This window comes from Lacticaseibacillus sp. 53-4 (assembly GCF_016861805.1).
Lineage (GTDB): Bacteria > Bacillota > Bacilli > Lactobacillales > Lactobacillaceae > Lacticaseibacillus.
The window spans coordinates 1-22,533 of sequence record NZ_BOLT01000031.1 but is presented as its reverse complement, the minus strand read 5'-3'; the positions used below and the strand labels follow the sequence as shown (position 1 = coordinate 22,533).

Here is a 22,533-nt window from a genome sequence, read left to right as displayed (position 1 = left end):
CCGATGCATGGCGTAACAGCCTAGACCACTATCAAGAATTCGTTATCATCGTTGCACTTGACTTGAAAATTGAGGAGTTAGAAATCGTCTGTCGACTGACGCCCATGACCTCGGCCAATGATTCTAGGGACATGCCAGATTTGGTCCGAGCGTTTCGCAGCTGTTCGCCAATAATCATCTTTCATCACTCCTTAAGTTGAGATTAGTGGAGATTGCCCTCTCAGAGTACCAAATAATTTTGACATGCAGCAAACTATTGTCAAATCGGGTGGGCAAGTGACCGATTGCCATCAAGCTGGTCCATCAAAAGTGGCCGCATAGTCCACCAACGGCGACAGACGCAATTTGCGCACTAAAGCATAGCCACCATCGAAAAAGGTGCTGCCAGAAGAGGCAACACCTTTAATGATTCAAGTGATTTTCCCAAAGCCCATTTTTGGATAAAAACTTGAGACCGCTATTTTTCTCCCTTAGCTTTGGCAACTGCCTGTGCCACCGCTTCCTTCAACGCGTTGCTGGTCACCGATGCGCCTGACACGGCATCGATTTCTGGCGTGTTGGCCGCCACCATTTTGGCCGGCAGCTCGTGGATGGCCTTCAAACCGACATCCCCGCTTTCGCTTTGCTGCAGAACTTCGACGTCTTGAATCTTGTCATCCTTGTAGGTCACGCGCACCACTAGGCGGTCGCCCATGCCGTTGTCGCTCACCCCAATATACTGATCAGGGCCGACCGGATAGTCAGTTGCGGTGGTCTGCGAATACGCGGTGACGCTGGAGGTCGCATGGTGCTCAGAGGCGCTTGTCGACGCGTCCGGAGTGGCTGCCGCCGGCTGGTTAGCTGTCGCAGCCTGTGCGGCGCCTTTTGGCCGGGCCGCATTCTCGCCGGCAATTTTGCCCCAGATCAGGCACTCGGCGATGTTGTTGCCGCCTTGGTAGTTATTGACGTTGATCCCGCCAAGTTCACCGGCGGAATACAGGTTCGGGATCGGCTGGTTGGCCGGATCCAGGACCTCGGCGCGGGTGTTGCGCTGCGGGCCGCCCTGCGTGTTCAGCATGATTTGCTCCAGCGCGATGGCGTAGTACGGGCCGTCGTCGAACGCCCGCATCGTCGCCGGGTCGCGGCCATACGCGTAATCCTCGCCAAGTTCAATGAAGTGGGCAAAGTTTTCGCCGGTCTTGGTCAGGATCTGCGGGTCGGCCCCGATCAGCTTGGCCAGATCGGCCAACGAATCCGCTTTGATTGCCACGGCATCGAGGTCGACGCCGGTGACGCCGGCCTGCTTGAATGCGGCCATTTGCGTCGCGTCAAAAATCAGGTGCGGGTGGTCGTTGGCCACTGGCACCTTCCAGTCGCCGTGGTAGTAGATGTGCCCGTGGCGGTTGGCCTCGGCTTCGTTGAAGTAGCGGCTGCCGTCATCGCCGGCGACAAAGACGCTGCCGTCTGCAATGTGCGGCCAGCGCTGCAGCAGCAGGCCGCGCTCGCCAGGCTTGGTGGCCAGGGTCAGGCCGTGCAGCAGGCCGATTGATTCGTAGTTTTGCATGTGCCACATCTGGGCGCCGACTTCCTCGCCCAGCTTGATGCCGATGCCCTTGTTGTACATGGAACCAACCGGGGCGAGGTGCGCGACGCCGAGGTAGTCCTGGACCATTTTCCGGTTGTTTTCAAAGCCGCCGGTGGCGAGGACGACCCCATTGACCGCGCGGATGTTTTTCAGGATGTGGTCGGTTTCGATTTGCGCGCCGATCACCGTGCCGTCTTCGGCCTGCAGCAAGTGCTCGACCGGTGAGCTGTACCAGACATCGATCGCCTTGGCGCGGTCGGTGACCTGCTTTTTCAGCACCTTCCACAGCTGGGCATCCAGGAACCCGTTGTGGACCAGCAGCATGTCATAGGAATCGCTGCCGGGGTATTCCGGGTACTCGTGCACCATGCCGGTGAGGTCGACCTTGCTGTGATCCCAGTCGTGCGCCACACTGAACGGCTCGACGCCCAGGTACCGCTTCAGGTAGTCGCGCATGTTGACCATGCCGTCGACGTAGGTGTCGATCATGTCTTCATCCAGGTCTATCGGCTCGGACATTTTCTTGTAGTAAGCCTTCAGCTGATCAAAATCCTCCCCGGACCCGACCAGCTGGCCGGCGTAGCGCGTGTTGCCGCCTTCGTGGCCTTCCGGCGCGGAATCGACCAGCAGCACCTTGGCCCCGGCATCCGCGGCAAAGCGGGCCGCCGTGGCGCCGGCACCGCCGAACCCCAGCACGACCACGTCATAGGTGGCATCCCAATTGATCGTTTTCCCTTGACTCATGTCTTTCTCCTCCTTGGGCGCCTGCCCGATCATGCGAATGAATGCCAGAAACTTGTCGAAACACTGATCCAAAAATTTAACGGTCTTGGCGTCGGTCAACGCGCCTTGCTTATCAAATGCCGTCTGGCAGTTCGGCAGCATAAACTCGCACCCCGGCATGACGCACGCCTCAACGCCCGGCGCGTCCAAGACGTGGCGCAGATCCATCTGGGCCCGCACCGTGCCCTGGAGGCCGTAAGACGCGCCGACGATCATGACCGGCTTGCCGGCCAGCGAATGGTAACTGGACGACAACCACTCGATCGCGCTTTTGAGACTGGCCGTCATCGAATGATCGTACTCCGGCGTCGCAATGATGATGCCATCAGCGGCTTCCACATTGGCGATCAGCGCCTTCACGCTGGCCGGAAACTGGTGCAGCAGATCCTCGTTAAACAGCGGCAGGTCGCGAATCTCCTGACACTTGATCGCAGCCTGTCCGGCGTAACGCTGCTGCATGTATGCCAGCAGCTTCCGGTTGTACGACACGCTGGCATTATTGCCAACGATTGCTAACAACTTCACTAAGCTTACCTCCTCACACTCACCGAATGGCGCGGCCCCCAGTCGCTCAACGCCTACCCGGCTGACCCCGCATAAACGGTGACGGTCAGGCGTGCCGAGCCATTCACAAAACCTTCTCAACCACTTAACAGCTAAATTATATTCCCCTGTCTTGACGTCCCGAAAGCATTTGCACTTCTCGGATGTGAATTGATACACAACTGCTTGGTGGCAGGACGGCAGGCCCAAGGCGAGCCAATCGGGTCCAAAAAAAGGCCTCCGCATCGCGGAGACCTCATGTCAGAAGCTGGCTACTGTCTGGCACTCAGCCAAGCAACCGCTATTTTTTGTCGCAAGAAAAACTCCCAGCTCGGCCGTTGTGCTATCCTTGGCGTAATCATTTTCGAGGTGAGCCTATGACGATCTCATTGCGCGCATTAAATCCGCAGGACGCGGAAGCTGAATACCGGTTTTTTCAGACCATGCCGGAGGAAAATGGCTTTGAGGTGCCGTACCAGGACATCACTTTTCAGGAATTTGTCGAGACAGCCATTCCGGAACGGCTGCTCAGTGCCCAGGGGCTCGGTCCGGCAATCGGCCGCGTGCCGGACACGTACTTTTTTCTCTGGGACGACGACCAGCTGATCGGGCTGTTTAAAGTCCGCCACCGCTTGAATGACCGGCTCCGCCACGGCGCCGGCCACATCGGCTACGGCATCTTGCCGCAATTTCGCGGCCAGGGCTACGGCACCCGCGGGCTCGCGCTGGCGATCAAGGCCTGCGCCCGCCTGATGCCGGCGGCAGAAACCGAGATTTACTTGTCGTGTGCCCGCACCAATCTCACCTCTCTGCAGGTCATGCTTAATAACGGCGGGCGCGTGGTGGACCGCGACGAGAAGGAAAATTACGTGCGCATCCCTAAGCCTCACCGCTGACAGGAAGATGGTTCACCGTCACCCAACCAGAAGGTGGAACCGCAAAGACGCCGCCTCCAGTCAAGGAGCCGGCGTCTTTTGAATCAGCGCCACTCATTCCGCGCGGATCAACTGATCGATATCCTGTTTGGCCAGCATCCGCCACGTCACCGCACCAAAGACCAAGCCGATGACTGCCAGGGCAAGTGCCACCACCGCAATTTGCGGCAGCGGCCAGATCAGGTGGACCCCAACGGCCCCGATCGACATTGCTTGATATAGCAGCCAGGCCAGCCCGATCCCCAGGGCACTACCCAGCAGCCAACCTTGCACGAACAGCTGCCCATACTGGGCCGTTTGCATCAGCACCAGCTGCTTTGGGGTGGTCCCGATGGACTGCAGCATCGCCAGTCCGCGGCGCTGTTCTAGTAAATTGGCGAAAGTGTGATTGATGACCGTCGCCAAACTGACCAGGGCAATGAGCGTGATGAAGCCATACGCCCCCACCTTAACCGCCGTTGTCACTGCGGCGGCTTGTTGATTGTCCGCGACAATATCAGTCACCTGCACCTTGCCAAACCGCGTCTTAATGGCCTGAACCAGCGCGGTATGCGCCGATGGGCGTGCTAACTTGGCCATGAGCGTTGTCCTTAAATCACCGGGCGCGACCGCGAGTGTTTTTTGCCAGCGGTGATAGTCAGTGGCGGATAAGATCAAGAGCGGGTAGCCGTATGTCTCAAACAGCTTAAACTGTGCCTGAGTGGCTAACGGCTTGACCTCTACGCGAATTCGCTGACCTGCTTTGCGGGCGGACGCCTGACCCGATAGAAGCGTCAAGCGCTGACCAGATTTCACTTTGATGAACCATCGCTCGCGGGCTTGACTCCCCGTTCCAACCTGGGTCTTCGTGTTCAGTAAGGTGGGACGGCCGGCAAAAGTGCCCTGGGCCACACGGTCCCCCACCACAGCGACCTTAACGACCTCGCCGTCATTTGGCCCTGAACCATTGATCACCAAGTCAGCGGTTTGAACCACCAGGCCTGACTTGATGCCCTCAGTCTGGTGCAACAGACGCTTCGCCGCCTGCGTTTGATCCCCCTGGCCAGTAATTTCGGCAATAATATCGGCATTTTCCGGCGCGGCAAAATTGCGCCAAATGTTACCAACAAAGCCGGTCAGGCCGACAAAAAGCATCACTGTGATGGTCAACGTCACCAGCATGGTGCCTCGTCCGGCTTGCCGGCGGCTGAACTTGGCTGCCAGCAGCAAAAGCGGCTGCTTGATGTGCTTCATCAGCCAGGTGCTTTTCAGCTTGCGCTTGGCCAACTTGGGCTTAGGTTCCAGGGCACGAATCGCGGCAATCGGCGTCACGCGGCTGGCCCGAAAAGCCGGCCGGGCCGCCGCGAGCAAGGTGACAAGAAGCAGGAATGCCGCCGCAATCACCAGCGGCAGCCAGTCGACCGTCAGCACTAAGGACAGCGGCAGCTCACTGCGGTGCATCATGCGGTTAAGCAAATGAAACGTCAGACTCAGGCCGCCGATGCCAAGCACCCCGCCCAGCACCAAGGCGGGCACGGCAAGCGTGACCCCCTGCCAGTACACCAGATGCCGCAACTGCTTCGGCGTGGTCCCCAGTGAGCGCAGAAGGCCGTAATGCTGACGGTGTGCCTTTACGCTGAGATTAATGCTGGTGTAAATCAGGGTCAAAGACACGGCCCCAATAATCGCCAAGATGATAACGAGCACCGCCAGAATGGTTCTGACACTGCGCGACTGGTTTGCTTCCCCCATGACTGACAGGGCCAAAGTGTTATAGGTCACTTGCTTGGGGTTCAACCCATTGGCAGCCGCCAGTGCCCCGAGCCGATGGCGCAGGTTGACCGGGGACTTAGTCAGCACGGCCAGCGCTTGGTTGCCCGTCAGCTGAGGGACCAGCCGCACCACGCCAGTCGTCGGAAAATAGGTCTGACTGTACGGCGATACCGTCCCCACGATTCGGTAATGGGCCGTCCGCCCGGCGATGGTGATGGGCAGCCGCTGGCCCACCTGCCGCTTTTTGCTGATCAGCTCAGCGGACACCAGGACTTCATCGGCATGACGCGGCAGGCGCCCACTGTACAGCAGCGGTTTCAGCTGTTTGCGGTCGCGCATTGCGAGGCTAGTCGTAGGCAATGAGGCAGTGATCTTGGTGTACGTTTTTCCGGCCACGATTGTCTTGCCATTCACCTGATAGCGCAGGGTTTTGACAAAGGCCGGATTCGCCGCGAGCCGCTTGACCGTGCTGGCAGGGCCAGCCGGAAAGTTGGCCACCATGCCGCCGGTGTTGCTGAGCTCAAGGTGATACAGAGTCGTCTGCAGGCTGCGCAGCCCGACCAGCGACGCGACCATGAGCGTCGCCGCAATGGTCATCGCGCCGATCGTCATCAGGGTGCGGCCCCGTTCGGTTCTTAAGCTGCGCCAGCTGAGTTTGGTGATGATCCCCATCTGCTCACGCCCCTTCTGTCAGGCGGCCGTCGGTGATGGTAAGCACCCGCTTGGCCTGGGCGGCGACTTGCGGATCATGCGTGATCACAATGATGGTCTGACCCTGCTGAACGTTGGCCGCGTGCAACAGCCGCATGATTTCTTGGGAGTTGCGCTGGTCCAGATTACCAGTCGGCTCATCGGCTAACACGATTGCCGGCTGGTTGATCAAGGCGCGGCCGATCGCCACGCGCTGCTGCTGACCACCGGACAGCTGCCCTGGCAAACTGTCCTTTTTCGCTGCCAAGCCCAGCTGGATCAGCAGCGCGTTGAGGCGCTCCTCGGGGACCGTTTTGCCGTCCAGTTCGGTGGGCAGGGTGATGTTCTCGGCCACCGTCAGGCTGGGAATCAAATTGTAGAACTGATAAATCAGCCCGACTTGGCGCCGGCGAAAAATCGCCAGTTGGGTCTCGTTAAGCTGATACAAGTCAGTGTCGTAGAGCTGCACCGTGCCGCTGGTCGGGCGATCCACGCCGCCCAGCAGGTGCAACAGGGTCGACTTGCCGGAGCCAGACGGGCCCACGACCGCGGTAAATTCACCCGGCTCAATGCTCAGGCTGACGTTATCCAGCGCGGCCTGATCCTCCCCAGGGTATTTTTTGACTAAGTTCGTGGCAGTCAGAATTGCCATCGTCCTCACCTCCAGCTTGAAGACTACCCTGCGAAAGTGACAAGAGAGTGACTAGTGGAACCATTCGACCCGCATGCTGACGCCATTCGCCTCGTTGCCTACGGTCAGGCGGCCATCCCCCGCCGCAATGATGCCCTGGGCAATCGCCAAGCCAACACCCAGGTTGTTCGGCGCGCTTTGGCTGCCGCGATAAAACCGCTCAAACAGATGGGGCAGATCCGCTTCGGGAATGGCCGGGCCCTCATTGGTGATGGTCACGATGGTCGAGATTGCCGTCGCTGCCGCCGTCACCGTCACAAGGGAATCCGCCGGAGCGTGCTCGAAGGTGTTTTTGAATAAGTTGATCAGCGCCTCTTGCATCAGCCGTTGGTTCACGTTGACGGTCAGGTCAGGGGCGACCTGCCACTTCATCGTCACGTGCCGGTCGGCCACCACCGGTAAAAGCGGCGCCAGACTGGCCCGCAGCAGCGTGTCCAGGCTAACCGGGGTGCGGCGCTGACTCAGCGTATGCGTGTCCACCTTCGCCAGTAAGATCAGCTGCTCGACCAGTTGCGCAAGGCGGTGATTCTGAACCAAGAGTTCTTCTCGCGTTGCCGCCGCATTCGCACTCGTCAGCAGCTCACTCAGGTTCGTCGCCGTGGCAATGGGCGTCCGCAGCTGATGGGCGATGTCCGTGATGGCCACCGTCAGCTGATCGCGGTCGCGCTGCAAATCCTCACGCAGCGCCTCAGTCTGGCGGGCATAGTGAAACAGCTCGTTGTGAAGTGTCGAGAACGCGCCCTCGTCGTTGAGTGTCATCTGGTAGGCCGCCTGACCCAAGCGGGCGCTGCGAAGCTGATCCTCAATTGCGGCCAGCCGCTGCCGGATCATGCGGCACCATCGCCAAGAAAAAAATGCGATGGCACTCGCCCCAAGTAACCAGACGCCAAAAAGGCCAAGTCCCAAGTTTGGACTCAGCCACGCCAGCGCGCCACAAGTCAGCGTTAGGATCAAGGCTAGGACGCCTGCCAATTCTGTGATGCTGCGCACTTCAGGTTTGGTCATTGAGAAAATACCCCACTCCCCGGATGGTTCGAATCAGCTGCGGCGCAGTCGGTTTCGTCTCAAGCTTTTCACGCAGCCGCTTGATGGTCACCGTCAGCGTGTTGTCGGCCACAAAGGCCTCGCGTACATCCCACAATGCGGCGATCAGCTGCTCCCGACTGACCAGCTGGCCGCGGTGCTGCACCAAATATTTTAAGAGCCGCCACTCTGTCGCCGCAAGCGCAACGGGGACGCCTACTTTCGTTACGCGGCCGCTCACCAGGTTGACTGTGACATCGCCGAGCCGCACCGGCGCGTCAGGCCAAAACTTGCCCAGCCGAGCTGACAACACCGCCAAACTGACGGGCTTGACCACAAAGTCATCGGCCAGCTGCAACCCAGCTAGTTCAGCCTGCTCCTGATCGTTTGCCGTGAGCACCAGTACTTTCGCCGTCAGGTGCGGCCGCCAGGTACGCAGCCACGCTAGCCCATCCCCATCCGGCAGCGTGAGGTCCAAAATAATTGTGTCCGGACCTGCTGCGACCGCCTGACTGGCTTCGCCAAGTGTACCCGCCTCGGTCACACGATACTGCGCGGCAAAAAAGCTTACCATACTTTGCCGCAGGGCCGGCTCATCCTCAATAATTAGCAGCTGCATTGCCACTCCCCCAGTCAGCCAGATTACCGTACGTTAATCGAATTGTAAGCCTTGCCAACCTTGAATACAATTTCGGGTCGCGTGCACCGCGGCTTAGAACCCCGACAAGCCGCGATGTTTTTCTACCGGTCAGATTCAGCTCTCTGCTTAGCTAATCGCATACTGCGTCAGGTCCAGCACCTGACTGTACCGCGCCTTCATCGTTGGCGTTGCATGGTGCTCAATGTCGATCACCGCACCGGGATAGTTCAGAATCAGCTGATTGACCTCGGCAGCAGCAGTCGCATCTAAACCGGATAGCGCCTCGTCGACCACGAGCAGCGTTTTTGGCTCAGCCAACGCGCGAGCCAGCTCCAGCCTTTTTTCCTCGCCGCCGGACAGCTGATGGCCGTCGCTGCCCAGCTTCATGCTTAGTCCCGCAGCCGTGGCGTATTGGGCCAGCCCCACCTGACGCAGGAGCCTGAACATTTTTTCCTCGCTGACTGAGCGGCCCAAAGTCAGGTTATACGCCAGGGTGTCCGCAAAAATAAAGGGCTGCTGATGAACGACCGCCATCGTCGCTAGGGGCTCAGGTGCAAGCCGGGCATTATAAACGACCTGACCACTCAATGGCTGTCGGTCGTGCAGTAACACCTGCACCAGTGTAGACTTACCGACCCCCGACGGGCCCTGAATGAGGAGCCTAGTTCCCGGCGTGATTCCCAAATTGATTGGCCGCATGATCGGCGAGTCAAAGCCGACCGCAACTCCTTGAAGTTGAATCAGCGGATGCTGGTTGGCACTATAGTGCAGCTTTGGCACAGTGACATCAACCGGCCGCAGGATTTTTTGAAGCAGCGGCTCACTGGAAGTCAGATGATTGTAGTAAGTGACGCTGGCAATCATTGGCGACACCACGCGATCCGCGGCACCGTTGAGCGTCAGCAGCAGCCCAATCGTGAGCTGCCCGTGCATCACTGCCACCACGCCAACCGCCAGTGACCCTGTCGTCGTGATGGTGTACAGGGCGCTGACGAATAGCGACGCCCACTGCTGCCGCATGTTCATCGTGAAATTCGCCGCTTCGTTGTGCTTAAGCATCCCGGAAAGCCGGCCCAGCCCCTGCACCACCAACTGATAATGACGAAACAACGGCCGCGCGTTAAGGGTATCAGTCAAGCCGCTCGTGTATCGGTCGTTGGCTCGCTGCCACAACTGAGTCCCGTTTTTTAACCACCGACCAGTTAGCTTGGGCACAATGGTGGGCAGAAAACCCAGCACAACAAACACTAAGCCCAGTTGCCAGTTCACCTGCAACAAAAAAGCGAGTGTCAGGCCGCCTTGTAACAAACAGTACAGGATCCCCGTCAGGCTTTTGACGAAATCCTGCTCGATCTACTTCACGTCCACAAGCGCCTCAGCCGTGTATGAGCTAGCCTGGTCAGTTTGCTGGCCCGGCGCATAGGCGCGCGCCACCACGCGATTGCGCAGCTGAACATTGACCCCCTGCCGAAATCGCCCAGCAAAGTAGCTTTGACCGCCAGAGGCAGCGTTGATCGCGAGCAGCGCGCCACCCCACAATGCCAACGTCATGAAACTAGCAGAAAATGCTTTGGCGGTCAGTTGATCCGTAAACCGACCCAGAAAATAGGGTCCCGCGATTCCATCCAGGGCCGCAAACACACTAAATAGCGTTTGCAAAATAAATGGTTTCCGGTTGGGCCTGATCAGCTCGCCAATTAAGTGCCACATCGTGCTCGCCTCCTTTTTCTTGCTCAGTATATTTGCTACACTGAGGGAAACTTCAGGAGGTGCCAAAAATGGCAGGAAGAATCGGTCCGTTTATTCGTCAGCTGCGGTTGACACACCATCTCACCCAACACACCCTGTATGAAGGCCTACTCAGCGAGCGGCAGGCGGTGCGGTTTGAAGCCGGCGATAATGACATTCAGGCCGAGCGGCTGTTCACTATCATGTCACGCTTGGCACTCCCGCTGGCAGAGCTGCAGCCATTTGTGCCGACGCCGGCGCAGCCACCAGTGCTCAAAGCCGCATTGGCCAAACGTGCGCAATGGGCAGACTGGCCGCTGACAACTGCCGAGACTGATGCGATCAGCGAGTACGTGACCGGCAAAACGCCGCTCACTTTAAGCGAGATTCAGGAACTTTCAACGCTGCTGGGCCATTTTGACCCGGCACTTGCGACCAGTCTTTACGAGAATGTGTGGCGACACCTTCAGGACCACCAAAGCCGCCAGGAATTCAACACCGTGGCGAGTTCGTTTTGCATTGGGGCGCTTTACTACGCGCTATTTCACGCGGATACCACGATGGCCCACACGTATCTGAGCCGGTTAACTAGAATTGCGCCGACGGACCTGATCGAACAGATTCAGTTAAGGTTTTTAACTGCCTTGGTCAGTGCAGTTCCGCAAGGCGAAGGCGCGGCTTACCAGAAGACTGATGATTTGATTGCCGGACTAAGGGCTATCGGCGCGCCAGCTATGGCCGACGCACTGATCGACAATCGACGGCACGTGCTCACCGCGTTCGGTAAGCATGCTCAATGGACCCCTGCCGAGTTGGGCGCGCTCGCCCGCAGTCAGGAAAAACTGCCGGAAGACCTTCGTCAAAACGATTATCCCGGGCTAGCGAAGGCGCTCCAACACCGGTCATTGGCCGATTACAGGTCGATTTACTAGCAGTATATAAAAGTGGATAGCACCAGGCTGATTGTCTCAGCACTGATGCCATCCGCTTTTTTAACAAGTCAGTCTGGGGCTGGCTTAACTGCGTTTCCGCTCAACCTGCATCTTGACGTATCGCCTCAGCGTCTGGATCAGTAAGCCGCCAAAGAGCACGAGCAAAATCAGCCCGACAATCAGCAGGCCCCAATCGCGATCGCGCATCATCTGCCACGTCAGCCAACCGCCCAAAGCCGTGCCCGCACCATCAACCAGCACCGCAATGATGAGCTGGATCAGGGCGCGCCGGCGATGCCCTGCGTCAAACTGTGGGAGTAGGATCAGCTCCAATAGCGGTTCCAGCAGGCAGCCCAATAAATCTTCCATCACGTATGTCCCCCAATGCCCCTCTAGGCCATGATTAGCTTAAAGACTGCCGGATCCTTGTCAATGAGTTCCAAAAGCCGCCGTGAACTGCCGCTCGGCTTCGACCGACCAGTTTCCCAGGCCTCAACCGTCCGGGGAGAAACGGCCAGGCCACGGGCAAGCACGCGTTGCGTAGCGGGAATCTTGCTGCGAATTTGCTTAATTTGCTCAGGACTATACTTCGGCGGATTCGCAAATTTGGCATGTTTAACGATCACTTCGCTGTCATCGCCGTTAGCGTACTTCTCGAGTGCCTTCAAACTCTGCATTAAAGTGGCTTCGTCTGCCATAATCTAAAACCCCTTATTGTGTAGTAGACGGAGCAATCTCACAAAAACACTTCTCTCTTGATCTGATAGCGTCAAACGTCGAATAAAGCAATCGCCCTCGGTGTGACCACCCAGTAGCTAACCCGCATCCTGCCACTTTTCGGAAGCTTATACGATGATATAGTACCATGCGCTGCTAAGCTATACCAAAAACGGGTCCCACCCCGCTGTAATTGCTAGTGCCGGTGAGACCCGTTTTTTTGACTCAAACTTACTTCTCCAGCGCCGCTTCCAGCGCCTCAAGCTGGCTCTGGAAGGTCGCAAACGCCGCCTCCAGGTAGTCGGGCTTGGTGACGTCGATGCCGGCGCGCTTAAGGATGTTGACCGGCGTGTCGGAGTTGCCGGCGCGCAGGAATTCCTTGTACGCCGCGACCGCCGGCGTGCCTTCCGTCAGGATGCGATTGGCCAGCGTGGTCGCAATCGCCTTGGAGGTCGAGTACTGGTACATGTAGTAGTTGTAATAAAAATGCGGAATGTAGGCCCAGTATGCTTCCGGCCATGGGTTGGCTTCAACATCCGGCCCGTAAAAGGTCATCTCGATCTCGTGGTACTTGGCGCTGAGGTCGTCCGCGGTCAGCGGCGTGCCGGCCGCCTCGGTTTCGTACATGTACTTTTCAAACTCGGCGAACTGAGACTGGCGGTAAACCGTACCGATGAAGTCCTCGACCGCCGTCGTCAAAAGGTAGACCTGTTTGTCATGGTCGCCCTTGGTCTGGTCGAGCATGTACGCGTTGAGCAGGCTTTCGTTGGTGGTCGACGCAATTTCCGCGGTGAAGATCGGGTACTCATGGTCCCAGTACGGCTGGCTTTCGTTGGCGTAGACACTTTGCATCGCGTGGCCGGATTCATGGGCCAGCGTGCTCATGGCGTCGTAAGTGTCCGTCCAGTTCAGCAGAATGTACGGGTGCACGCCATACGCGACATTTTCGAAGCCGCCGGAGGTCTTACCCTTAGTTTCCAGCACATCGACCCAGCGGTGGGCAAACTCATCCTTCAGGTGAGCCTGGTAGTCTTCACCCAATGGCGCCAGCGCGGCCAGGTCAGTCGCCTTGGCTTCCTCGTAGGTCGGCGCAAACGGCGGCTTGGTCCCGGTCAAAGGAATCGCCAGGTCCCAGGTGTGCAGCGTGTCCAGCCCCAGCACCCGCTTGCGCAGCGCGTAGTAGCGGTGCAGCAGGTCGAGGTGGGCATGCGTCTGATCGAGCAGCGTGTCGTACACGGCCTCGGGGATCTGGTTAGCGGACAGGTCCATGTCGCGCGCACTCTTGTAGTGGCGAACGCGGGCCAAGGTGTTTTGCGTGTGCATGTGCGCCTGCATGGTCGCGGCAAAGGTGTAGCGGTGGTCGTAGTAAGCCTTGGCGAACTGGCGCGTCGCCTGCTCACGCGTCTTGGCGTCGCCGTTCTCCAAAATAACGCGGCGCAGGCCCTTGGTCAGCGGCTGCGTTTTCCCTTCGTAGTCAATGTCGCCATAAGTCAGATCCGCGTCGTCCAGCGTCGATTCGATGTCCTCGGCACTGTCAAAAGTCGTGCCAAAACTGGCCAGCAGGCTTTCCTGGTCTGGGGTCAGCACGTGCCCGACCTGGGTGCGGATGCGCGCCAAGGCGTGAGTGTACTGCTTAAGCCGCGGCTCGGCTTCCGTAAACGCCGTCACCTGGCTGTCCGGCATTGCGACAATGGCCGGCTCGAACCAGGACAGCTGCGCGTCAAAGCTGCTTTGCGTTTGGTTAAAAGTGGCCGCCAGCTGCGCGGCCGCCGGGTCTGTGGTGTCCTGCGACACGGCCAGCTCCGCATATAAGCCCAGGCGGTCGAGGCGTTCCTGCGCCTCAAAGTAGCTGCGGATCACCTCATAGAAGTGGGCGGCGTCGGCGGTGAAGCTCTTCGCCTGACCGGTCAGCTTGGCCGTAGCGGCACCTGCGGCCTTGATCCCCGCGTCAAAGTCCGCTGGGGTCGCAAACAAATCCTTCAAATTCCAGGTCAACTCAACTGGCGCATCAGCGCGCTGAATCTGCTCTGCCATCATAACTCCCCTTTTCCCTGTTAATTGATTCCTTTATGGTAGCACTTAAGCTCGGCCGCCACTACCGCCGGGCGAGAAGGCGGGCAAAAATGGTGTGCAGCGCCAGGTATAGGATCGGCACGATGAACGCGGTCGCCACGGCGTTGATCACCGCCGCCAGCAGACTCGCAAACGCGGCACCGACCGCCACGTGGAACGACGTACCGACCATCAGGGCCTCGACCACGCCGACCAAGTAAGAGGTGACCACCTTGGTGAAGCCAGCGATGATGCCGATGGCGACAATGCGGCCGGGATGGTTTTTCAGGTTCACGGCCCGCACCAGCAGCGTGACAACGATCGCCATCACGGCGACCTCACTGACCGTCAGCCAAGACGTTGCGGCGTACCCGTTCAGCACGTCGAAACCGCCGAGGCCAATCGCCCCGGCGACAAAGCCCCAGCCCCCGCCGAGAAAAATAATGGCCAGGATCATCAGCGGATTGCCGAAGTGGATGAACGGCCGGCCGACGATTGCCGGCAGCGGAATCCGCAGCACCCAGATGCCAATGTAAATAATAGCAGCGAATAACGCGGTAAAAATTAGTTTACGCGTGCGTAACGTGCGATCACTCATCATTTATAACTCCTCCAATTCTCGGCTCAGCCACGGCAGCCCAGCGGCAAAATTCAGCCCCAGCCGCGGGTCGTCAGTCTGCTGAATGGCCCGGGCGACAAAATTGGCCCCTAAAATGGCGGCGTGCTGCAGGGTCTGACCGCGCATCAGCGCCCCGCAGACGACCGCGGCAAACAGGTCCCCGGTGCCAAAGTAATGGCCAGGCAGGCGCTGGTTGCGGTTCAGCCAGGCCGGAGCGGCCGCGTCGGTGCAGCCGGCCACCGCGAGTGACCCATCTAGCAACGGAATCCCCGTGACCAGCACTTGAACGCCAAATGTTTTGACCAGTTGGGTCGCCAACTCAGCCGCTCCTTCATCGGACCGCGGCGCTAGATCCGGCTCCTGGCCCAACAGCAGCTGTGCTTCCGTTAGGTTCGGCGTCATGACGGACGCCTGTGGGATCAGCTCCCGCATCGCCGCCACGTACGCGGCGTCAAAGCCCGCATAGAGCTTGCCGCCATCGGCCATGGCCGGGTCAAGCAGCCGCACCGGCGCGGCCTGCCAGTCGGGCAAGACCTGCTGCCAGGCCGCCAGCGCCGCTTTGCCTAAGTAACCGAGCAGAACGCCTTGGGGCTGCAGCGGCAGGGTCTTCCAGTGCGCCGACGTGGGCGCGATTTGCGCGGCGAGGTCAGTGACCACGGGCCGGCCGAGGCCGCCGGTGTGCGTTGAGAGATAAGCAGTCGGCAGGACCGCGCAGTTGAAGCCCAGGGCCGCCAGCAACGGCAGCGCCACGCCAAGCGACACCTGCCCGACCCCGGACAAATCTTCGCTGATGATCACCTGTGGTTGTGTCAAGGCACCCCACCTCCTAGGAGCCAATCATACCAGCTTTTTGGCGAGGGACCGAGTTCTTTTTCTGAAAATCTGTTCGCCGCCTAATTAAGGTATAATCGAACTTAATATGTGGAGGCGAGACTATGATTGGCACGCTGTTTAACGTCACGATGATCATCATTGGCAGTTCCGTGGGGGCGCTGTTTAAGCGCGGCATTCCGAATTCTGCGCACCACGCACTGATGACGGCGATGGGCCTGGCCGTCATGATGCTCGGCATCAATACGTCGATTCAGAAAATGCCGCAATCTCATTACCCTGTCCTCTTTATCGCCAGCATGGCGCTTGGCGTCCTCATCGGCAGCGGCCTCGACCTGGACGGCCGCTTCAACCACCTGCTGAGCAGCGCCAGCAAAAGCGGCTCGAACCTGAGCGAAGGCCTATCCACCGCGATCCTGCTATTTTGCATCGGCACCCTGTCAATTGTCGGGCCCATGGAGGCCGCGCTCAAACAGGACTACACCTTCCTGTTTACCAACGGCACGCTGGATCTGATCACCTCGATGGTCCTCGCCTCGACCTTCGGTATTGGCATCATGCTGGCCGCGCCGGTACTGCTGTGCTGGCAAGGCGGCATTTACCTGATTGCGCTGCTGCTGCGCGGCGCGATTTCTTCCGCCCTGCTCACCGAGATTTCAATCGTCGGCGGCGTCTTAATTTTCGCGTCTGGCGTCAACCTCCTCGGCCTGGCCAAAATCAAGACGCTGAACCTGCTGCCTGCGCTGGCCATCCCGCCCTTGTTCTTCGGCGTGCTTGCGCTGTGGAGCCATTTTTCCTGAAGCATTGTTCAGGCCTGCATGCGTGTCACTGCACAATATTAAGCGCCTAATTTAATCCATGAACCATAATAGTTGGCGGCCGCCAACTATTTTTTTGATTCGGCCCTATTTTTTCATTCACAGTCGTTTATATGCGGCACTTTTAGCTAAAATAACAAGCATTTTTATATTTATTGAACGTTTTGAAAACCTTTTATACCGGTATTCTTTATGATAACTATAATTATTTTAAATTTTTCGAGGGTTCTGAGTTGCTGACATGTGAATTATCTCGTTATGATTATTTACGTAAGCTAGTAATGTCACTGTCACTCACAACACTACAGGAGGTAGTTTTTTCATGAAGAAAGGTTTATTCACTTCTGCTTTAGTTCTCCCGCTCGTTGCGATGGGTTTAGGGACCGGCGCACCGGTGCTGGCAGACACGGTTGATGTAGAACCAGCAAAGGGCCAGCCTCAATTAGTACAGGATACTAAGACTTCTAAAGCCACTGTTAAAGTAATGGCTGGGAAGCTAAAACTCATCCAGGTGCCGGACCTCAACTTCAAGTCCGTAACAGTCAAGCAGTTAGCTACTCAAGCAGAGACGAAGACGGATCTGAACAACCGCATGGGAGCAACAGTTCAGTTAGAAGACTTCCGTGGCACCGACAGCGGCTGGAAGCTTCGTGCATCGTTGAGCGACTTGGCTCAGAAAAATGGCACAAAGCTGTCTAACACCAACATTCGCATGACCCTGACCAACAAGAATAATAATCACGACATGCCTGGCATGCTTGGCGGTGGGGTTAAGTTGAACGCAGGCAGCGGCCACACAGAAACACTGCTTAAGACCACTAATCGCGCCCATGGCTTTGGCGAGGGCAAGTACTTGGTGGACGCAAAGATGAACATTGGCAAGCAAGCGAAAGCCGCTGCCGGTGACTACTCTGGCACGATCACCTGGTCCCTTACCAACGCTCGCTAATCTCATTTCACCACAGTCACAGCCTTGACTGTGAGCCGATGGCATGGTGTCATCGGCTTTTTCTTTGGCAAAGGAGGGATCGAACTTGATAAAAGCCACTCTCAGCTGGCTCGCTGCCTTGGCCGCCGCGCTGATGCTCGCAAGCGCTTCGCCGGCACTCGCCGCGGATAGCACTCAAAGCCTAGACAGCAATGCCACCGTCAGGGTCATCGACGATACGATCGAAGAGCCCGACCCTGGCGAGGAAGACAAGGAACCTGAAGAAGGCGCCGTCGTGGATCCAACCGACAAGGAGCCGGGCGATCCGACGCCGGAACCGGTTGATCACCCAACCAAAAATGAGAACGAGGCCCTGCCGCAAGCTGGCAGCCATTCAAGCGTCGTGCTCATTGCCGCCGGACTGATGGTGCTGGGCGCGATCGCAGCGGCCAGCGTGACCACGCGCAATAGAAAGAAGGGTTAATATGCGGCAAAAGAAAATTCTGTCCCTGGTGACCCTGGCTTGCGCGCTTGCGATGCCGCTTTCCAGCATCAGCCCGGTCCTGGCGATCGATGATCTCACACCAGCGACAACCTCACCCGTCGACACCGCACTGGCAGAGACGGACACAACAGAAACTGCATCGGCAGCGGACGCTTCGGCCGAACAGCCAAGCGTGGCGGTCCCAGCCCCTGAGGCTGCAGCACCTGAACCTGCGGCGCCGGCAGAAACACCAGATCAGTCCGCCACCCCGGCACCTGAGACGGCTGCTCCTGAAGCGGCTGCCCCCGAGGCCGAAACGCCCGCAGAAGCGGTCGAACCGGTTCGCGAAAACTGGCAAGGCAAGGCTACCAGCGATGCCCGCCTAGGCACCAGTTGGAATGCCAGCCAGCCAATCGGCACCACCGTGAACGTGGGCGACCGGGTCGTGATGCGCTACTCCTTTGACCGCGGCTCCTCACAGAATATTGACTGGAGCAGGCTGCAAGCGGAATTTGCAATTCCCGCCGACTACCAGCTCGCAGCCGAGAACGGGCGGGTCACGATTCAGGTCAATGGGGCCAACCGGCAGATTCAGACCAGTAACCTGAACGAGTTCAAGCTCGGTCAGATTCAGATCCCGACTCGCGGCCAAGCCACTGTCGACGTGCCGCTGATTGCGAAAAACGACCAAGGTCGGCAAAACCTTGCCACTGGTAATTTCTTCGTGGGCAGCCACCACGCCACCACCAGCAAACACTTGACCAAGCCGCGCCACCAGGTTTCGCTGACCGTGCCAGGGTTTAATTTTGGCCAGACTTCGGTTCGCGACATCGCGCTGGGCCAAGTGACGCTGAACACTGCCAACAGCACCATGGCCGTGAAAAACACGCACGAGGCTGGCCGCGTCACCGCTAGCATGACCAGTTTCAAGTTGGGCCAAGGCTATCAAGCCGGCAACGTCGCGCTGCAGTTCAGCATCGGCAACAAGGCGATCACCTTGCGCGACGATGCGACGCCGCTGACCATCGCTGACGGCAAGAGCAACACCTATCAGCTGACGAATAGCAAGCTGATCATCAATCAGTTCCGCGGCATCACCGCCGGCGAAAAAGCCGCGGAGATCACCTGGACACTGACGAACGCGCACTAACTGGCACCACGGCAGGGCGCTATGCCCTGCTTTTTGATTATGGTGAAGGGTTCAAAGTTGCACCATTCGCCGCCACCTTAATACAATTAAATTAGTAAACCAAAGTATTTTCTACTCATTCTCATAAGTCAGGAGACATGCCAATGAAAACCTTACGACTCCTCCTTGGTGCGCTGACGCTCGGCGTCTGCCTCGCGTTTGGCCACCACCAACTCGTGCAGGCCGCCGGGGCAGATTTCACCGTCACCCCGCAGCTGGGCCAAGATCAAATCAATGGCACCACCGACTATTTCAACCTGCTCGTTCAGCCCGGGCAATCGCGCCCGCTGCAGGTGACCATTGAAAACACCAGCGCTAGTGCAAAGGATTTCACCGTCTCCTTGACCAACGCCTTTAGTCAGGGCAACGGTGAAATCGGCTACGAACCGAAAGGTCAAGTCGACAGTTCCCTGACGGTGCCGCTCACCAGCATGAGCAGCCAGCCGGAACAAAGCGTGCGCATCCCCGCCGGCGGCAGCCAGCTGGTGACGGTGCCGCTTCAGGTCCCGGCGGAAGGCTTCGACGGCGTCAAGCTGGGGGCGATTTACGTACTCGACCAAAGCGTCAGCGAGCCCACCGAGGCTGGCGAAGGGATCAGTCTGAGCAACCGCTTCGCCATGGTCATGGGCGTTCAGCTCCAGACCAACGCCGATGCGGTGGTGCTGACCAAGCCGGACCTCAAGCTTGGCACCGTCGCGGCCGGCACCGAAAAGGGTAACGCGAACGGCGGCGTCATCGTCAACCTGCGCAACATCGCGCCCATTTACATCGATAATCTCAAAGCGACGGTGACGGTCACGCGCAAAGGGGAAGACAAGCCGACGCTGGAGCGCACCGTCAGCGACTGGTCAATGGCACCAAATTCCGTGCTGCCGCTGACCGTGCCAGCCAAAAAGGAACTCAAGGCCGGCGACTACACGGTGAAAATCTCAGCCGCCACTCCAGATCAGGACTGGCAGTTCACCGAGCATTTCACCATTAAGGAAAAAGAAGCCAAGAAGGTGAACCAAGCGCTGGGTCTGACACCGCCGCCAAGCGGTCCGACCAGTGGCAACTGGCCTTGGCTCGCGGCGGGGGGCGTGGCGTTGCTTGCGCTAACCGGCGGCCTGTTCTGGTGGCGGCGCCGCAGTCGGCAGGCACCGGCAGCTTAAGCAAGTTCACCCACACAAGTAACAAAATCCCTCGAATCTGGGCACTACTGCCAGATTTGAGGGATTTTTCACGTTGCCAGTTCGTCAGATCAGCACGCCTTCGCAGTGCGCGACCTCGTGTTGAATGATTTGGGCGACAAAGCCAGTGAACTGCTGGGTGTGGGGCTGAAACTGCACGTCCTGATACTGGACGGTGATCTTTTCATACCGGGTGGTCGGCCGCTCCCCATCCAGGCTTAGGCAGCCTTCGGTGGTTTGGTACTGGCCGCTTTGGACCGTGATCTGCGGGTTGACCATGACCACCGGCAGCGGGCCCATTTGGACGATGATGATGCGCTTGGCGACGCCGATCATATTGGCGGCCATGCCGACGCAGCGCGTGGCGTTGGCCGCCAGCGTGTCCTTGAGGTCCTGCATCACCTGGCGGTCGGCAGGCGTGGCCGGCTTTGCTTTTTGCTGCAAGAAAAGCTGGTCTTTTTCAATTGGTTTGATCATCTGCTTGCCCCTTTTCTAAACGGCCTTGAGGATTGCCTGCGCGGCCTGGAACACCAGGTTCACGCCGTAGCCCATCACGATGATGCCGGACACAATGTTGATCCACATGATGAGCCGGCGCGGCAGCCGGTCCTTCAGCAGGTTCAGCGCGAGGGTGATAACCGTGAACCACACGGCGCTGGCGGAGACAATGCCGCCCAGGAAGACGACGGCCTGCTCGCCGGTCAACGGCGCCCGCAGCGCCCCCAGCGTCACGCCGGTGTCGATCAGCGCCTGCGGATTACCGAACGAGACCACGAAGGCACCGGTGAACCACTGGCGCAGGCTTTGCTCCTGCTGGCTGTTGCCAAACGCGGCGGCGTTGGCGCCGCGCAAAATGCCCCAACCGGTCCAGATCACGACCACCCCGCCGATGCCCATCACGCCAATGCGCAGGACCTCATTGCTGGCCAAAAGCGACCCAAAGCCCAGAAACGCCACGGTCGACAGCAGCGTGTCGAACAGCCAGATGAACCCCAGCACGATCAGCGCCTTTTTCAGCGGATTGCTCAACGCATTATTGAACGCAAAAATGTTCTGCATCCCGATCGACGACACCAGCGCCAGCGCAATCACGAAGGCGCGCAGGTACACCGCCAGCATCAGCGCGCCGCCGGTTTTTCGGCAAAACTCGCCCAGAAGGTCGGGATGCGCAGCTGGTCGAGGCGGCCTTCGCCGTTGTAGTCCTCGTACATATCTTTAAACGACAGGCCGGCCTGGAGCTGGCCGCGCAGCTGCTCGTCCAGCGTGTGCGAAAACTGAATGCCGTCTTCCTTGGTATCGATGCTCGCCATCAGCTTGGCGTCTTTGAGCGGGTTATACGGCAGCCCCCGGACGATTTTTTCTTCGCGGTCCTCGTCAACGATGTAGTTGATGCCATTGTCCATCCCCACCAGCAGGCGGCCGCCGGGCTTCAGGATGCGGCAGCACTCGCGCCACAGCGGCAGCACGTCTTCAATGTAGCAGTTCGCCACCGGCTGCATGATCAGGTCAAAGGCCTCATCGGCAAACGGCAGCGGCTGGGTCATGTCGGCGCGCACGATCGTGATGGCGTACCCTTCGTGATCGGCCAGCATGCGCTCGCTTTGCAGCTGGGCCTTGGAGTAGTCGAGCACCGTCACGTCGGCGCCCATCGCCGCCAAAAGCGGCATCTGCTGACCGCCACCGGACGCCAGGCCCAGCACCTTTTTGCCGCGCATATCGGCAAACAGCCAGTCGTGGGGCATCGGTCGCGTCGGGGTGAGCAAAATGTCCCACTGGCCGTGCTGCGCGTTGACGTAGGTCTGGTGATTGATTGGCTGCCCCCACCGCCAGCCGGCCTTCACCCAGCCGTCCACCGTGTCTGCGTTAATGTCCTGATAACCCATGAGTGCCTCCGCGAAAAATTAGTTGCGTTAATCATAGCATATTAAAAGCGGGCTGCATTGGGCAGCCCGCTGATTTTGACGGTGTGGTTGAGTTACTTCTTCAGGAGCTTCTCGGCCAGGGCCTTGACGTCGTCGTCGCTCATGTCAAGCACCGGCTTCATCTGCTCTTCGGTCTTGATCGTGTCGTGGTTGTTCGCTTCCATATAAGCGTCCCAGATCGCGTCGCGGACAGGGGTTTCCTCATCGCTCCAGTCAAACACTGCGTTCATCGGTTCGTCGAGTACAAGAGTCTTTTCTGGGTCTACTGCCATGATTTAATACCTCCGTATGTTTTTGTCTTGATTAACAACAAATTCATTATAGAACACTTTTACCTAAAAGTGTTAAACTTTCTAGCACTTTATTTTTCCGAGTGCTAATACTTGACAAATCACTGCCCGGCGCGGGCACTTTTCGATTGACAGGGCCTCCGGATAAGCCAACCATATCCTGGATTATTCATAGAATTTCAAAAAAGCAGCGCAATCCCACGATTCACACGGGACTGCGCTGCTTTGGTGTT

Annotated in this window: 24 protein-coding genes; 7 read left to right on the top strand and 17 right to left on the bottom strand. The window is 58.4% G+C overall.

Going from position 1 to position 22,533, the window contains the following annotated elements; translation table 11 throughout:
* Positions 1 to 31: 31 nt before the first annotated feature.
* The gene (locus JUF21_RS10380) at positions 32 to 133 is read right to left on the bottom strand and encodes a hypothetical protein (protein WP_239061452.1); all 102 of its coding nucleotides are present in this window, start codon (positions 131 to 133) and stop codon (positions 32 to 34) included.
* A 324-nt stretch (positions 134 to 457) separates the two neighbouring features.
* A complete protein-coding gene (locus tag JUF21_RS10375) occupies positions 458 to 2,872 on the bottom strand; it encodes an NAD(P)H-dependent oxidoreductase (protein ID WP_239061451.1) in 2,415 nt (804 codons plus the stop codon).
* A 395-nt stretch (positions 2,873 to 3,267) separates the two neighbouring features.
* Here JUF21_RS10375 and JUF21_RS10370 point away from each other — a divergent pair, with 395 nt between their 5' ends.
* The gene (locus tag JUF21_RS10370) at positions 3,268 to 3,786 is read left to right on the top strand and encodes a GNAT family N-acetyltransferase (RefSeq protein WP_203664457.1); all 519 of its coding nucleotides are present in this window, start codon (positions 3,268 to 3,270) and stop codon (positions 3,784 to 3,786) included.
* A 93-nt stretch (positions 3,787 to 3,879) separates the two neighbouring features.
* On the opposite strand, the gene JUF21_RS10365 is transcribed toward JUF21_RS10370, so the two are convergent.
* The 6 genes from JUF21_RS10365 to JUF21_RS10340 form a co-directional block, all read right to left on the bottom strand.
* A complete protein-coding gene (locus tag JUF21_RS10365; RefSeq protein ID WP_203664455.1) occupies positions 3,880 to 6,249 on the bottom strand; it encodes an ABC transporter permease in 2,370 nt (789 codons plus the stop codon).
* A gap of 4 nt (positions 6,250 to 6,253) precedes the next feature.
* Positions 6,254 to 6,919: an ABC transporter ATP-binding protein gene (locus JUF21_RS10360; protein ID WP_125755600.1), complete on the bottom strand. Its 666-nt coding sequence runs from the start codon at positions 6,917 to 6,919 to the stop codon at positions 6,254 to 6,256.
* Between the two features lie 51 nt (positions 6,920 to 6,970).
* A complete protein-coding gene (locus JUF21_RS10355) occupies positions 6,971 to 7,963 on the bottom strand; it encodes a sensor histidine kinase KdpD (protein ID WP_203664453.1) in 993 nt (330 codons plus the stop codon).
* The gene (locus JUF21_RS10350; protein WP_203664451.1) at positions 7,950 to 8,600 is read right to left on the bottom strand and encodes a response regulator transcription factor; all 651 of its coding nucleotides are present in this window, start codon (positions 8,598 to 8,600) and stop codon (positions 7,950 to 7,952) included. Before JUF21_RS10350 ends, JUF21_RS10355 begins: the two co-directional genes overlap by 14 nt.
* Positions 8,601 to 8,747: 147 nt before the next feature.
* Positions 8,748 to 9,929, bottom strand: a complete 1,182-nt coding sequence (locus tag JUF21_RS10345; protein ID WP_203664449.1) for an ABC transporter ATP-binding protein — start codon at positions 9,927 to 9,929, stop codon at positions 8,748 to 8,750.
* A 45-nt stretch (positions 9,930 to 9,974) separates the two neighbouring features.
* Positions 9,975 to 10,331, bottom strand: a complete 357-nt coding sequence (locus JUF21_RS10340) for an ABC transporter ATP-binding protein (RefSeq protein ID WP_203664447.1) — start codon at positions 10,329 to 10,331, stop codon at positions 9,975 to 9,977.
* A 68-nt stretch (positions 10,332 to 10,399) separates the two neighbouring features.
* Between JUF21_RS10340 and JUF21_RS10335 the strand changes: the two genes are divergently transcribed.
* Positions 10,400 to 11,281, top strand: coding sequence for a helix-turn-helix transcriptional regulator (locus JUF21_RS10335; protein ID WP_203624669.1), 882 nt, complete (start codon positions 10,400 to 10,402; stop codon positions 11,279 to 11,281).
* An 84-nt stretch (positions 11,282 to 11,365) separates the two neighbouring features.
* Here JUF21_RS10335 and JUF21_RS10330 read toward each other — a convergent pair whose 3' ends face one another.
* The 5 genes from JUF21_RS10330 to JUF21_RS10310 form a co-directional block, all read right to left on the bottom strand.
* Positions 11,366 to 11,650 carry a hypothetical protein gene (locus tag JUF21_RS10330; RefSeq protein WP_203624668.1) on the bottom strand — a complete coding sequence of 95 codons (285 nt, stop codon included), beginning with the start codon at positions 11,648 to 11,650 and terminating at the stop codon, positions 11,366 to 11,368.
* A 23-nt stretch (positions 11,651 to 11,673) separates the two neighbouring features.
* A complete protein-coding gene (locus JUF21_RS10325; protein WP_203624667.1) occupies positions 11,674 to 11,979 on the bottom strand; it encodes a DNA-binding transcriptional regulator in 306 nt (101 codons plus the stop codon).
* A gap of 250 nt (positions 11,980 to 12,229) precedes the next feature.
* A complete protein-coding gene (gene pepF, locus JUF21_RS10320) occupies positions 12,230 to 14,032 on the bottom strand; it encodes an oligoendopeptidase F (protein ID WP_203624666.1) in 1,803 nt (600 codons plus the stop codon).
* 61 nt (positions 14,033 to 14,093) lie between these two features.
* A complete protein-coding gene (locus tag JUF21_RS10315; RefSeq protein ID WP_239061402.1) occupies positions 14,094 to 14,648 on the bottom strand; it encodes an ECF transporter S component in 555 nt (184 codons plus the stop codon).
* Positions 14,649 to 14,651: 3 nt separating this feature from the next.
* A complete protein-coding gene (locus tag JUF21_RS10310; RefSeq protein ID WP_203664445.1) occupies positions 14,652 to 15,482 on the bottom strand; it encodes a PfkB family carbohydrate kinase in 831 nt (276 codons plus the stop codon).
* A gap of 122 nt (positions 15,483 to 15,604) precedes the next feature.
* On the opposite strand from JUF21_RS10310, the gene JUF21_RS10305 reads away from it, so the two are divergent.
* The 5 genes from JUF21_RS10305 (at position 15,605) to JUF21_RS10285 (ending at position 20,070) form a co-directional block, all read left to right on the top strand.
* Positions 15,605 to 16,300: a DUF554 domain-containing protein gene (locus tag JUF21_RS10305; RefSeq protein ID WP_203664443.1), complete on the top strand. Its 696-nt coding sequence runs from the start codon at positions 15,605 to 15,607 to the stop codon at positions 16,298 to 16,300.
* Positions 16,301 to 16,640: 340 nt separating this feature from the next.
* The gene (locus tag JUF21_RS10300; protein WP_203624662.1) at positions 16,641 to 17,267 is read left to right on the top strand and encodes a WxL domain-containing protein; all 627 of its coding nucleotides are present in this window, start codon (positions 16,641 to 16,643) and stop codon (positions 17,265 to 17,267) included.
* 85 nt (positions 17,268 to 17,352) lie between these two features.
* On the top strand, positions 17,353 to 17,730 hold the full coding sequence (locus JUF21_RS10295; RefSeq protein WP_203624661.1) for an LPXTG cell wall anchor domain-containing protein: 378 nt from the start codon (positions 17,353 to 17,355) through the stop codon (positions 17,728 to 17,730).
* Between the two features lies 1 nt (position 17,731).
* Complete coding sequence (locus JUF21_RS10290) at positions 17,732 to 18,880, top strand: hypothetical protein (protein ID WP_203624660.1); 1,149 nt, start codon at positions 17,732 to 17,734, stop codon at positions 18,878 to 18,880.
* A 143-nt stretch (positions 18,881 to 19,023) separates the two neighbouring features.
* The gene (locus JUF21_RS10285) at positions 19,024 to 20,070 is read left to right on the top strand and encodes a DUF916 and DUF3324 domain-containing protein (protein WP_203624659.1); all 1,047 of its coding nucleotides are present in this window, start codon (positions 19,024 to 19,026) and stop codon (positions 20,068 to 20,070) included.
* An 84-nt stretch (positions 20,071 to 20,154) separates the two neighbouring features.
* On the opposite strand, the gene JUF21_RS10280 is transcribed toward JUF21_RS10285, so the two are convergent.
* The 4 genes from JUF21_RS10280 to JUF21_RS10265 all read right to left on the bottom strand — a co-directional run bounded on the left by JUF21_RS10280 (position 20,155) and on the right by JUF21_RS10265 (position 22,285).
* Entirely contained in the window at positions 20,155 to 20,565 is a 411-nt protein-coding gene (locus JUF21_RS10280; protein ID WP_203624658.1) for a peptide deformylase, read from the bottom strand.
* A gap of 15 nt (positions 20,566 to 20,580) precedes the next feature.
* Positions 20,581 to 21,207, bottom strand: coding sequence for a LysE/ArgO family amino acid transporter (locus JUF21_RS10275; RefSeq protein WP_203624657.1), 627 nt, complete (start codon positions 21,205 to 21,207; stop codon positions 20,581 to 20,583).
* On the bottom strand, positions 21,207 to 21,971 hold the full coding sequence (locus tag JUF21_RS10270; protein ID WP_203624656.1) for a class I SAM-dependent methyltransferase: 765 nt from the start codon (positions 21,969 to 21,971) through the stop codon (positions 21,207 to 21,209). The genes JUF21_RS10275 and JUF21_RS10270 overlap by 1 nt, the downstream gene beginning before the upstream one ends.
* A 92-nt stretch (positions 21,972 to 22,063) precedes the next feature.
* Positions 22,064 to 22,285, bottom strand: coding sequence for a hypothetical protein (locus JUF21_RS10265; protein WP_082397761.1), 222 nt, complete (start codon positions 22,283 to 22,285; stop codon positions 22,064 to 22,066).
* Positions 22,286 to 22,533: the final 248 nt, after the last annotated feature.

Coding starts and splice junctions, on each gene's coding strand:
- JUF21_RS10380 (WP_239061452.1), bottom strand. CDS start 133: ATGTCCCTAGAATCATTGGCCGAGGTCATGGGCGTCAGTCGACAGACG.
- JUF21_RS10370 (WP_203664457.1), top strand. CDS start 3,268: ATGACGATCTCATTGCGCGCATTAAATCCGCAGGACGCGGAAGCTGAA.
- JUF21_RS10365 (WP_203664455.1), bottom strand. CDS start 6,249: ATGGGGATCATCACCAAACTCAGCTGGCGCAGCTTAAGAACCGAACGG.
- JUF21_RS10360 (WP_125755600.1), bottom strand. CDS start 6,919: ATGGCAATTCTGACTGCCACGAACTTAGTCAAAAAATACCCTGGGGAG.
- JUF21_RS10355 (WP_203664453.1), bottom strand. CDS start 7,963: ATGACCAAACCTGAAGTGCGCAGCATCACAGAATTGGCAGGCGTCCTA.
- JUF21_RS10350 (WP_203664451.1), bottom strand. CDS start 8,600: ATGCAGCTGCTAATTATTGAGGATGAGCCGGCCCTGCGGCAAAGTATG.
- JUF21_RS10340 (WP_203664447.1), bottom strand. CDS start 10,331: ATGTGGCACTTAATTGGCGAGCTGATCAGGCCCAACCGGAAACCATTT.
- JUF21_RS10335 (WP_203624669.1), top strand. CDS start 10,400: ATGGCAGGAAGAATCGGTCCGTTTATTCGTCAGCTGCGGTTGACACAC.
- JUF21_RS10330 (WP_203624668.1), bottom strand. CDS start 11,650: ATGGAAGATTTATTGGGCTGCCTGCTGGAACCGCTATTGGAGCTGATC.
- JUF21_RS10325 (WP_203624667.1), bottom strand. CDS start 11,979: ATGGCAGACGAAGCCACTTTAATGCAGAGTTTGAAGGCACTCGAGAAG.
- pepF (WP_203624666.1), bottom strand. CDS start 14,032: ATGGCAGAGCAGATTCAGCGCGCTGATGCGCCAGTTGAGTTGACCTGG.
- JUF21_RS10315 (WP_239061402.1), bottom strand. CDS start 14,648: ATGAGTGATCGCACGTTACGCACGCGTAAACTAATTTTTACCGCGTTA.
- JUF21_RS10305 (WP_203664443.1), top strand. CDS start 15,605: ATGATTGGCACGCTGTTTAACGTCACGATGATCATCATTGGCAGTTCC.
- JUF21_RS10300 (WP_203624662.1), top strand. CDS start 16,641: ATGAAGAAAGGTTTATTCACTTCTGCTTTAGTTCTCCCGCTCGTTGCG.
- JUF21_RS10290 (WP_203624660.1), top strand. CDS start 17,732: ATGCGGCAAAAGAAAATTCTGTCCCTGGTGACCCTGGCTTGCGCGCTT.
- JUF21_RS10285 (WP_203624659.1), top strand. CDS start 19,024: ATGAAAACCTTACGACTCCTCCTTGGTGCGCTGACGCTCGGCGTCTGC.
- JUF21_RS10280 (WP_203624658.1), bottom strand. CDS start 20,565: ATGATCAAACCAATTGAAAAAGACCAGCTTTTCTTGCAGCAAAAAGCA.
- JUF21_RS10275 (WP_203624657.1), bottom strand. CDS start 21,207: ATGCTGGCGGTGTACCTGCGCGCCTTCGTGATTGCGCTGGCGCTGGTG.
- JUF21_RS10270 (WP_203624656.1), bottom strand. CDS start 21,971: ATGGGTTATCAGGACATTAACGCAGACACGGTGGACGGCTGGGTGAAG.